The 10,279-nt window shown below is 73.3% G+C and carries 11 protein-coding genes and 1 pseudogene; 3 read left to right on the top strand and 9 right to left on the bottom strand.

What is annotated here, in order from left to right:
• Both I6A60_RS30060 and I6A60_RS30055 read right to left on the bottom strand, forming a co-directional pair.
• Positions 1-809: pseudogene (locus I6A60_RS30060) on the bottom strand (DUF58 domain-containing protein); the annotation flags it as partial.
• A gap of 3 nt (positions 810-812) precedes the next feature.
• The gene (locus I6A60_RS30055) at positions 813-1,778 is read right to left on the bottom strand and encodes a MoxR family ATPase (protein ID WP_203012032.1); all 966 of its coding nucleotides are present in this window, start codon (positions 1,776-1,778) and stop codon (positions 813-815) included.
• 367 nt (positions 1,779-2,145) lie between these two features.
• On the opposite strand from I6A60_RS30055, the gene I6A60_RS30050 reads away from it, so the two are divergent.
• Positions 2,146-2,796: a hypothetical protein gene (locus tag I6A60_RS30050; RefSeq protein WP_203055755.1), complete on the top strand. Its 651-nt coding sequence runs from the start codon at positions 2,146-2,148 to the stop codon at positions 2,794-2,796.
• On the opposite strand, the gene I6A60_RS30045 is transcribed toward I6A60_RS30050, so the two are convergent.
• The 7 genes from I6A60_RS30045 to coaE all read right to left on the bottom strand — a co-directional run bounded on the left by I6A60_RS30045 (position 2,764) and on the right by coaE (position 9,294).
• Positions 2,764-4,155, bottom strand: coding sequence for a transaminase (locus I6A60_RS30045; protein ID WP_203021104.1), 1,392 nt, complete (start codon positions 4,153-4,155; stop codon positions 2,764-2,766). The genes I6A60_RS30050 and I6A60_RS30045 overlap by 33 nt on opposite strands.
• A gap of 70 nt (positions 4,156-4,225) precedes the next feature.
• The gene (locus I6A60_RS30040) at positions 4,226-4,681 is read right to left on the bottom strand and encodes an STAS domain-containing protein (protein WP_203021106.1); all 456 of its coding nucleotides are present in this window, start codon (positions 4,679-4,681) and stop codon (positions 4,226-4,228) included.
• Between the two features lie 279 nt (positions 4,682-4,960).
• Entirely contained in the window at positions 4,961-6,175 is a 1,215-nt protein-coding gene (locus I6A60_RS30035; RefSeq protein ID WP_203021108.1) for an RtcB family protein, read from the bottom strand.
• Between the two features lie 308 nt (positions 6,176-6,483).
• Positions 6,484-6,804, bottom strand: coding sequence for a protealysin inhibitor emfourin (locus I6A60_RS30030; protein WP_203021110.1), 321 nt, complete (start codon positions 6,802-6,804; stop codon positions 6,484-6,486).
• A 146-nt stretch (positions 6,805-6,950) separates the two neighbouring features.
• A complete protein-coding gene (locus tag I6A60_RS30025) occupies positions 6,951-8,039 on the bottom strand; it encodes a M4 family metallopeptidase (RefSeq protein WP_203021112.1) in 1,089 nt (362 codons plus the stop codon).
• A 257-nt stretch (positions 8,040-8,296) separates the two neighbouring features.
• On the bottom strand, positions 8,297-8,599 hold the full coding sequence (locus tag I6A60_RS30020; protein WP_203021114.1) for a hypothetical protein: 303 nt from the start codon (positions 8,597-8,599) through the stop codon (positions 8,297-8,299).
• Between the two features lie 101 nt (positions 8,600-8,700).
• Complete coding sequence (coaE, locus tag I6A60_RS30015; protein WP_203021143.1) at positions 8,701-9,294, bottom strand: dephospho-CoA kinase; 594 nt, start codon at positions 9,292-9,294, stop codon at positions 8,701-8,703.
• A gap of 199 nt (positions 9,295-9,493) precedes the next feature.
• Here coaE and I6A60_RS44220 point away from each other — a divergent pair, with 199 nt between their 5' ends.
• Positions 9,494-9,754 (top strand): hypothetical protein, encoded by a 261-nt coding sequence (locus I6A60_RS44220; RefSeq protein WP_374210258.1) that lies wholly within the window; start codon positions 9,494-9,496, stop codon positions 9,752-9,754.
• A complete protein-coding gene (locus I6A60_RS30005) occupies positions 9,637-10,203 on the top strand; it encodes a hypothetical protein (protein WP_374487270.1) in 567 nt (188 codons plus the stop codon). The genes I6A60_RS44220 and I6A60_RS30005 overlap by 118 nt, the downstream gene beginning before the upstream one ends.
• Positions 10,204-10,279: the final 76 nt, after the last annotated feature.

The following is a 10,279-nucleotide window of genomic DNA, read 5'->3' as shown; positions in this document are numbered from 1 at the left end:
ACCAAACGCCGGCCCTCGCCGCTGACGAACCCGCGCAGCCCATGGAACACCCCCCCGCCGGCCGCCCCGGCGGCCGTCCGCCCGTCCGGGTCACGGGCGGGGGCCGCCGGTGGAGCGCCCAGGGGGACGGCTCGCGGCCGTACCCGCAGCACGTCGGCCGCCGCGAGCCAGGTGGCCGAGCTGATCAGCCCGAACGGGTCGGACCGGCGGACCAGGACCGGCCCGAAGCCGACGACCCCGCGACGCTGGGTGTCGAGCGGCAGCTCCACCGCCCGGCTGCTCGCACCGTCGAGCCGACGAACGTCCACGACGATCGTTCCGGCGGCACCCGCCGCTGGCACGGCGCCGCGGGCACCGTGGCTCCATGGGATCTCGACCCGCACCCGCGGCGACGGCCGCCGGTGCGGATTGCGCAGCTCGACGACGAGCGTGGCCGGCTCACCGCGGGGAACCCCGGCGGGGCCGACCCGCAACGTGGCCCGCAGGCGGGGCCGGCGGGCCACGGCCAGCGCGGCGATCACCACCGCGGCCAGCGCCGCCGCGGCGAGCACCGCGAGCTCGGCGTAACGAAGCACGAAGGCACCGGCCGCCAGCACCACGGCGGTGGCGAGGACCCCGACGCCCAACGGCGTGATCCGGGTGACCACCGCCGGCCGCTGCTCGGGCGCCTCCTTCGGGGCCGCCGCCGGGCCGCCGAGCGCCAGACCGTCCGCGCTCAGATCGATTGCCGCGACGCCTGCCGGCGGCGTCTCATCCGTAGCCGCCTCGTCTCGGGCCTGTCGGCTCGCCGTACCTGCTCCCACGGGCACCGGTCACACGCCGATGAGCCGACGCGGCGACGGGACCGCCCGCAGCACCTCGGCGAGGACGTCCTCGGCGGTGACCCGCTTCAGCTCCGTCTCCGGGCTGAGGACCAGCCGATGCGCGAGCACCGGGGCGGCAAGCGCCTTCACGTCGTCCGGGGTGGCGAACTCCCGGCCGGTGGAGGCGGCGCGCACCTGGACGGCCCGCAGCAGGGCGATGCTGCCGCGCGGGCTCCCGCCGAGGCGCAGCACGTCCGGGATGCGCCGGGTCGAGGCGACCAGGTCGACGATGTAGCGGCGCAGCGCCGGGGCGACGTGCACCGACAGGGTCCGCTCACTGTGGGCGACGACGTCCTCGGCCCGCATCACCGGGGACAGGTCCTCGACCCGGCGGCCGACCTGGCGGCTCTCCAGGATCTCCAGCTCGGCCTCGATGCTCGGGTAGCCGAGGCGCAGCCGCATCAGGAACCGGTCGACCTGGGCCTCCGGGAGCGCGTACGTGCCGTCCATGTCGACCGGGTTCTGCGTCGCGACGACCATGAACGGCAGCGGCACCGGGTAGCGGGTGCCGTCGACGGTGACGTAGCGCTCCTCCATCACCTCGAGCAGCGCCGACTGCGTCTTCGGCGACGCCCGGTTGATCTCGTCGCCGATGACGAGGTTCGCGAAGACCGGGCCGGGCCGGAAGCCGAACTCGCCGAGACGCTGGTTGTACACCGTGGTGCCGGTGATGTCCGAGGGCAGCAGGTCGGGAGTGAACTGGATCCGGTGCGAGGTCGCGTTGACCGACGCCGCGAGGCTGCGGGCCAGCGTGGTCTTGCCCAGGCCGGGCACGTCCTCGACGAGCAGGTGGCCCTCCGCGAACAGGCAGATGACCGCGAGCTCGATCGCCTCCCGCTTGCCGCGGATCACCCGTTCGACGTTCGTGACCACGTCGGCGAAGGCCGTCGCGAAGATGTCCAGCTCTGCGCTCATCGCGCACCGCCACGGGTCGGGCCGGGGATCGTCACGGTGCGGTTCCCTCCGTGGGCTGCGGGAGCACTGCGGGCTGCTGGAGCACTGCGGGCTGCGGGCTGAGGGCTGCGGGAGCGCTGTCGGCCACCGAAGGCCACGGCGCCTGGCGGCCGTGACGCGCGGCTTCGCTGCGAGTGGCGGGCGGGTCGCACCGTCCGAGGGGGACGGCCGGCGCGACCCGCCCGCACGGGCGGCGGGGGGAGCCGCCCGGAACCAGCTCGGTGTGCGCGCCCGCCAGGTTTCCCTGCGGCCCGAGCCGGTTCGCTCAGTTCAGACGAGGACGCCCCGGCATTCGTTGTCTCCGAGGCCCGAGAAAGTTGGCCGCTCGGTGATCTCGGGCGACTTCCGCGCGGAAGCCGGCCAGACGCACATCTGGTTCTGCGCGGCTCGCAACCCGCCAGGCTGGCCGGCCGTCACACGTGCCGTGACCCGCACACCGCGAAGCGGACCGCCTGCGCCCAGTCCGGCCGGCTCCGCCGGAACGCCCGGATCCAGCGGGCTGGCAGGCCTGGACGCGCTCGCGGGTCAGGCCGGCGCAGCTGGCGACGAGCTCGCCGAACAGAGCGGTGGGCCGCGGGACGAGCCGGCGGGGTCGGGCCGGGCCCGCCGGCTGACGTCGATCGCCGCGGCGCTCGCGCTCGTCGCGGTCGGCGGCGCGGCGGCGCTCGGCCGCGGCTCCCACCCGGTGGCGCTGACGCTGTCGGACGGCGGCGGCTGGCTCGCGAGCGAGCGGCTCGGCCTGCTGTTCCACGTCAACGGGCCGTCCGGGCAGGCCGACGCCGCGGTGACGCTCCCCGGCGCGGCCGGGCACCCGCTGACCGTGCTGACCGGCTTCGCCCGGCCGGCCGCCGCGCCGTCCACCGACGCGGCGCCGTGCGGCCCGGCCCGGGCCCGCGCGGCGGCCCGCCCCGGGGTGGCCGGGCCCGCCCCGGCCGGGCGCAGGCTGCTAGCTGGCCAGGGCGCCCAGAGCGTCGCGTAGGGCGGTGGTGTGGGCGTCGACGTCGGCCTCGGTGGTTGCCGGGGACATCAGCGCCATCATGTGGAACGGGGTCATCAGCACGCCCCGGTTCAACAGGGCCAGATGCAGGTAGGCATCCAGCTCCTCGTCGAACGCCGCCGAGGCCTCGGCGCCGGTTCGCGCGGGCCGCGATCCGCCCGTCGTTCCCGTCCCGGGGTTGTCCCGGACCGGGGACATGTACTCGACCCGGCACCCCAGCCGCACGGTCTGCCAGCCGAGGCCGGTGTCGGCGAACGCCCCGGCCGTCTCGGCCTCGAACCGTTCGGCCAGGCTGATCATCCGGTCGAACGCGGCCGGGGTGAGCACCTCGGCCAGCGTGGCCCGCGCGGCGGCGAACGACACCGGGTTCGCGGCGAGAGTGCCCCCGATGCCATTGACGTCGGTGAGCCGCGGAATGTCGTGCTCGAGCACCTTCGCCGCCACGTCCGCCGTCATTCCATAGGCGCCGATCGGAATACCGCCCGCTATGGGCTTCCCGATGGTGAGGAAATCCGGCCGAAGCCCATGGGCCGCGGTGTACCCGCCGGGGCCGGCACAGATCGTGTGCGTCTCGTCGATGACCAGGAGTGTTCCGTGCTCGTCGCACAGGGCCCGCAGGGCGGCGTGGAAACCCTCGTCCGGCAGCACGATGCCGATGTTCGTCAACGCCGGCTCGGTGAGGACGCAGGCGACGTCACCGTGCGCGAGCTCGCGCTCCAGCGCGGCCAGGTCGTTGAACTGGACCACCCGGGTGGTCTGCGCCGGGTCGACCTGCGGCCCCAGGCTGCCGGGCCGGGCGACGACGCCGCCGTGCTCGCCGACCGTCACGGCGGTCTCGTCGACGGTGCCGTGGTAACAGTGGTCGAAGACCAGCACCTTCGGCCGGCCGGTGATCTCCCGGGCGAGCCGCAGCACGAACCGGTTGGCGTCCGTGGCGGTGAGGGTGAACTGCCACAGCGGCAGGCCGAACCGGTCGCGGAGCAGCTCGGAGACGGCCGGGGCGTCGGCCGACGGCAGCATGGCGGTGATCGCCGACGCCGCCTGGGCGGTGACGGCGGCGACCGTCGGCGCCGGGCAGTGCCCGGCCATCGCGCCGGTGTCGCCGAGGCAGAAGTCGACGTAGTCGTGGCCGTCGACGTCGGTGAGCCGGCTGCCGGCGGCGGCCGCGACGACCACGGGGTAGCTGCCGGGCCAGCGGGTCATCCAGTTCATCGGGACGCCGGAGAGCTGGGAGCCGCGGGCCCGCTCGAACGCCTTCCCGGCGACCGGATGCGCGGCGACGAACCGCGCGGCCTCGGCGTCCAGCAGCCATGCCAGCCTGTCTCGGTCAACCCCCGCCATGAGCGCTCAGTCTACGGAGGACCGGTCACGCTACGGAGGACCTGGTCGCGGCCGAGCCGAGACGACAGGATCAGCCAGTCGGCACCGGGCCTGACACCAGGCGCAGGCCGGGCGCGTCGTCCCAGCCGGTGACGATCAGCAGGCCGAGCAGCCACGGCGCGACGGCGTGCAGCACGAGCCCACGGCCGTCGCGGTGCAGGTTGCCGGCGGACGCCACCAGCGCGCGCAGGCCGCCGACGTCGACGCGGCGCAGCCGGCCGAGGTCGACTCGGACGTCGCCGCGCCCGTGGTGGGCGACCTTCGCGAGCGTGCCGACGAGCGCCGGGAGCACCGAGGCGTCGATGTCGCCATCGATCGACAGGATCGGCGGCTCGAAGGTCGCGGCTACCCGCATCGTGCCCGTCTGGATCTCCAGCCGCTCCTCCTCGAAGCCCGGGAGCGCCTCGTCGGGCCGGTCGCGATCTGTCTGGTCCCCCGCGAGGTCCGCGAGGTCGTCGTGGTCTGATTCCACCCTGACATCGGGCATGGGCGTCATTCCCTCCGCTGAGCACCGGAAGCCGGGACCGCCTATCCAACGGTTCTAACGGTCTAGAAGCACCGTAAGATCCGAAATCGGGTTAGGTCCTCCGTCAAACGACCATGGTCGCGACTGTCGCCGTGGTCTTGTCCAGCAACGGCGGCTCACTTGCCAGGTTGGCCGGCACGAGGGTGCCGGCCAACCAGTCGGATGGCCTCAGCGGGGGATTATCGGTAACCGAATTTTCGTCGGCTCTTTACCTCATGGTCGGCCAGCCTGCGCGGCCTGTCAGCCCTTCACGCAGAGCACCGCGCGCAGCCGGGCCACAACTTCTACAAGACTGTCGCTATATCCGATGACCTCGTCGATGTCCTTGTAGGCAGCGGGGATCTCGTCGAGCACCCCAGCGTCGGTGCGGCACTCGACGCCCGCGGTCTGGGCCATCAGGTCGTCGACGGTGAACGTCTTGCGCGCCTTGTTCCGGCTCATCCGCCGGCCGGCCCCGTGCGGGGCCGACGTGAACGCCGCCGGGTTGCCGCGGCCGCGGACGAGGTACGAGCCCGTCCCCATGGAGCCGGGAATGATGCCGTACTCGCCGGACCGCGCCGAGATCGCGCCCTTGCGGGTCACCAGCACGTCGGCGCCGTAGTGATGCTCCTCGGCGACGTAGTTGTGGTGGCAGTTCACGCTGGCGTAGGCGGCGTCGCCGGCGCGCGGGCCGTCCGCCGGCGGGCACGGGACCCGCAGCGCCGGGAAGAACTGGCGCAGCGTCCGGGCGTACAGGGCCAGCATCGTCTCCCGGTTGCGCCGCGCGTAGTCCTGGGCCCAGTGCAGGTCATGGCGGTACGCGGCCATCTCCGGCGTACCGGCGAGGAACACGGCCAGGTCCCGGTCCGGCAGCCCGACATTGTGCTCCAGGCTCTTCGCGACCCCGATGTGGACGTCGGCCAGCTCCTTGCCGATGTTGCGCGAGCCGGAGTGCAGCATCATCCAGACCGCGTCGTCGGCGTCCAGGCACAGCTCGATGAAGTGGTTGCCCGAGCCGAGCGTGCCCAGCTGCGCCATGGCCCGGTCCAGCCGGCCCTGCACCGCCGGATGCAGCAGGTCGAAGGCGTCCCACAGGTCGTCGTTGCGGCGGACCCTGGTCGAGATCTCGGCGTGCCCGCGGTGCCCGACGGGGATCGCGGCTTCGATCGCCGAGCGGACCGGGCCCAGGTCGTCCGGCAGGTCCGCCGCGGTGAGGCTGGTCCGCAACGCCGCCATGCCGCAGCCGATGTCGACGCCGACCGCCGCCGGCGAGACGGCGTCCCGCATCGCCACGACGGAGCCGACGGTGGCGCCCTTACCGAGATGGACGTCGGGCATCACGGTCACGTGGTGATGAATGTAAGGAAGGTTCGCAATCGCGCGCAGCTGGTCGAGCGCGGCGCTCTCAACGTTCTCCGGCTGCGTCCACATCCAGATCGGGGCCTGCGCCCCAGCGAGCCGCGCCAGCGGCATCATGACGGAAAACGCCTCCTTCAGGTGGGAGCGGCGAGGACAGCCGAGGACAGCCGGCGGATCGAACTGATTCGGCGGTAATCCTCCGGACAAGTGCCGCGGGGTTTCACCAGAATCGGGCAGATCCGGGCCGCGAACAAACTATTTTCCGGCTGGTCGCGGCCTCGGCCGCAGGCACACCGGTGGTCGCGGTTTCGCCCCTCCGCGGTCGTCAGCAGCGGGGCGCGGTCCGTCGCCGAGGCGAGGACCGCGGTCCGTCAGTGCTGGGCGATCTGTCAGCTGACGGTGATCTGCCAGTTGCCGGCGGGCCGTCAGCGCCGGGCTGGGAGCAGCGGTGCGGCTGAGAGCAGCTGGATCAGTGGTTTCGCGGCCTCGGGGACGGGCTCGGCGAAATGGTGGACGTCGTGGCGGTTCCCGGCGTCGACCTCGACCGCGTAGGTGAACCGGTCCGGGCCGGTCGCGGCCGCCGGCCGCGCCGTTGGCGCGGTGGCGGGCAGGCCGGCCACCAGCGCGCGCAGCGCGTCGGCGTCGCCGGCAGGCAGCGCGGCGGTGTCCAGCCCGCGCCGAATCGTGCGGCCGGCGAAGCCGCCGGAGCGCTCCAGCACGACCCTGACCCGTGCGTCATTACCCATGACCGACCGCACTCATGACCGACTGTCCCTCATGATTGCATTGTCCCCCGATCCCGCCGGCCATACCAAGGTCCCGTTGATTCCGCCTGACCGGTCCGATGGCCCGCGGATCGAGAGCCGGCCCGCACTCGGTGGCTGCTGGCGCGTCACACCTTGATGCCGACCTGCTTCCAGGCGTCCTGCACGGCCTGCGCCTCGGTCTTGCCGAAGAGCGTCCTGGCCTCGGAGACCGTCAGCGTGGCGAACTGGGCGAAGGTCGAGTTCGCCTTCACTCGCCCGGAGGTCAGCGTGGCGTACCAGATCTTGCCGGCCTGCTCCCAGGCGTGCCCGCCGAGCGCGATGGCGGCGAGGTAGAACGCGTGGTTGGGAATACCGGAGTTGGTGTGCACCCCGCCGTTGTCCGAGGCGGTGTGGACGTAGCGCGACATCGTGGCCGGCTGGTCGTCCTTGCCCAGCGTCGGGTCGTCGAACGCGGTTCCCGGCGCCTTCATCGACCGCAGCGCCTCGCCCTGCACGCCGGGGGCCAGCAGGCCGGCGCCGATCAGCCAGTCGGCGTCGGACGCCTTCTGCCCGAGCTTGTACTGCTTGACCAGCGAACCGAAGACGTCGCTGACCGACTCGTTGAGCGCCCCGGCCTGGTTCAGGTAGGCGAGCCCGGCCGTGTACTGCGTGACGCCGTGGGTCAGCTCGTGGCCGATCACGTCGAGCGAGACGGTGAACCGGTTGAACAGCTCGCCGTCACCGTCGCCGAAGACCATCTGGTCGCCGTTCCAGAAGGCGTTGTCGTAGTGGTCGCCGTAGTGAACCGAGGCGATCAGCGGCAGGCCGTGGTCGTCGACCGAGTTCCGCGACAGCACCTCGGAGTAGAAGGTGTACGTCGCGCCCAGCCCGTCGTAGGCCTCGTTGACCTCGACGTCGGCGGTCGGCGCCTGGCCCTCGGTACGCACGGTGGTGCCGGGCAGGTTCTCGCTGCCCTTCTCGTCGTCGATCGTGCGGCGCAGCCCGCTGGTCGTCGGGGTCGGCTTCGGCGCCGGGGTGGGCCGGGGGCGTCGACCGCCCCAGAACTCGGTGACGAGCGCGTTGTGCACGCGGACGGTGCGCTGCGTGTTGTCCAGAGCGAGGGTCTGCAGTGCCCAGTCGCGCTGCTCGGCGGTGCCGTTGCGGATGATCCGCTCGAGCAGGTGCGGCGGGACGGCGCAGTGCCGGACTGGGGTGGGCGAGGACTGGGGGTTCACGGTCGGCTCCCAACACGGCCGACGGACGTGCGCGCGCGTTCCGCTCGCGCGTCCGTGGCCTGAGGCGGCATTGTGGGCGGGGCCAGCCACGTCGGTGCGACCGGACACCGGCCCGATGGGCTGATGCACAACGTGACCGACCTTTCCGTGTCGGCCATGCGTTGTCCAGTTGTGTCGCGGTCGGAGTGCGGACAGCCGAAAATCGTCGTCGGCGTTTCGAGTCGTCGTCGGCGGCGGCGGCGGGCGAGCGGCGCGGCTCAGCCCGGTGGCCGGCGGCGGGACACCGCGGACAGGACGAGCGGGCCGGCCCCCCGGTTGCGCAGCCACCGCGGCTCCGGCAGGTCGAGGACGAGGATCGCGCCCGTCCGGAACGTCGCGTGGGTGCCGTCGTCGCACTCGACGTCGAGCTCGCCGAGCTCCACGACGATGAGCGTGTCGACCCAGTCGGCCCGCTGGAACGCGACGGCGTCCCCGGCCGGCAGCACGACGGTACGCAGCCGCAGGTGCGGCGGGAGCCGGGTGCCGAGGAGGGACAGCTCCTGCGCGTCTGGCGTGTCCACCTCTGTGAGACAGGCCAGGACGGCGGGAATCATCGGCGCGGCCGCGACCAGGACGGTCGCGAGCGCGGTGGAGCGGTGCCGGACCGGCTGCTGCCGGGTCCTTAGCCGGCGGTGTCCCGGCGGCCGACGAGGTCCAACCAGAGCGCGTCCACCTGGGCGTGCAGCTCGGCCAGCGATCCGGAGTTGTCGAGCAGGACGTCGGCGACGGCGCGACGGTCCTCGTCGGAGGCCTGGTTGGCCATCCGGGCCTCGGCCTGGTCACGCGGGAGCCCGCGAGCCGCCAGCCGTTCCAGCCGGAGCGCTCGGGGTGCCTCGACGATGACCACGGCGTCGTAGCCCTTCGCCATCCCCGCCTCGACCAGCAGCGGGATGTCATGGACGACGACCGCCCCCGGCGGTGGGGCGCTGAACTGCCGGGCGGTCTCGTCCCGGATCAGCGGATGGGTGATGCCCTCCAGCCGACGGCGGGCCGCCGGGTCGGCGAACACGATTTTCCCGAGCTGTTCGCGGTCGAGACTGCCGTCCGGGCGCAGGATGCCAGGGCCGAAGGCCTCGGCCACCGCCGCGAGCCCGGGGGTGCCCGGCGCGACCACCTCCCTGGCGAGCTTGTCCGCGTCGATGACGATGGCGCCGTGCTCGGCCAGCCGGCTCGACACGGCGCTCTTCCCTGACCCGATCCCACCGGTAAGTCCCACCCGCACCACGACGCCGAGTCTGCCGCACCTCGCGCGCCGGCGCGCCCGTTGGGTCGGCCTGTTCGCCGGCGTCGGACCAGGCATCCTGGACGAATGGTGGGCAGGAGGCCGGCGACGGCGGCCGAGCCGGCGGGGCCGGTAGGGCCGCACCCGCCTGAGCCGAGCCCGCCTGAGCCGAGCCCGCCTGAGCCGAGCCCGCCTGAGCCGAGCCCGCCTGAGCCGAGCCCGCCTGGACCGAGCCAGCCTGAGCCGAGCCCGGCGTCGCGACGGTGGGTCGGTTGGGTCCCGCGGATCTGGCCGGTGCTGCTGCTCGCCGCGCTGTACGGCGGGGGCGCCGTCGGGCTGGCGCTGCTGCCCCGGCTGGCCCCGAGTGCCCCGCTGCTGCTCATCGCGTTGCGGCCGACCTGGTCGGTCATGCTTCTCGTCGGCGGATCCGTGCCCTTCCTGCCCGCGCTCCTGATCGCGGTGCCGCTGCGGGCGCTGGTACGGATCGCCTATTTCGGCATCGCCCGCAACGACCTGCGCTCGCTGCTGGCGCTGCGCCCGGGCGGGCGACGCGTCGTCGACGCACTGTCGCGGCGGTCCACGGAGCGCGTCCTGCTCTACGTCTGCCTGGTCAACGCCAACCCCGCGGTGGACGCGGCCCTCGGCGGCAGCGGCGTCTCCTGGCGGCGGTTCCTGAGCTTCGTGACCGCGGGCATGGCCATCCAGACGTCGGTCTACCTGCTGGCGGCCCGGGCCGTGTCGCCATGGGGCCGCACGCTCGTCACCTGGCTCGACGGCCACCTCGGCGCGGGACTCCTGCTGCTGTTCGCCGCCGGCCTGCTCCGGCTGGCCGCGCGGGCTCTCGTCGCCCGCCACCGACGCCGACGGTCCGAGCCCGGCCGGGCGGAGCTGTCGGGTTCTTGACACCCTCGAACGTTTCGTCGCCGCCGTCGCGTCCCTACTGCACTCACCGGCCACATTCGGCCGGGCAAGCAGAAGG

It is taken from the genome of Frankia sp. AgB1.9, assembly GCF_016786355.1.
In the GTDB taxonomy this organism is placed as follows: domain Bacteria; phylum Actinomycetota; class Actinomycetes; order Frankiales; family Frankiaceae; genus Pseudofrankia.
This window is presented reverse-complemented; position numbering and strand designations above follow the sequence as displayed.

Coding starts and splice junctions, on each gene's coding strand:
- I6A60_RS30055 (WP_203012032.1), bottom strand. CDS start 1,778: ATGAGCGCAGAGCTGGACATCTTCGCGACGGCCTTCGCCGACGTGGTC.
- I6A60_RS30045 (WP_203021104.1), bottom strand. CDS start 4,155: ATGGCGGGGGTTGACCGAGACAGGCTGGCATGGCTGCTGGACGCCGAG.
- I6A60_RS30040 (WP_203021106.1), bottom strand. CDS start 4,681: ATGCCCGATGTCAGGGTGGAATCAGACCACGACGACCTCGCGGACCTC.
- I6A60_RS30035 (WP_203021108.1), bottom strand. CDS start 6,175: ATGATGCCGCTGGCGCGGCTCGCTGGGGCGCAGGCCCCGATCTGGATG.
- I6A60_RS30030 (WP_203021110.1), bottom strand. CDS start 6,804: ATGGGTAATGACGCACGGGTCAGGGTCGTGCTGGAGCGCTCCGGCGGC.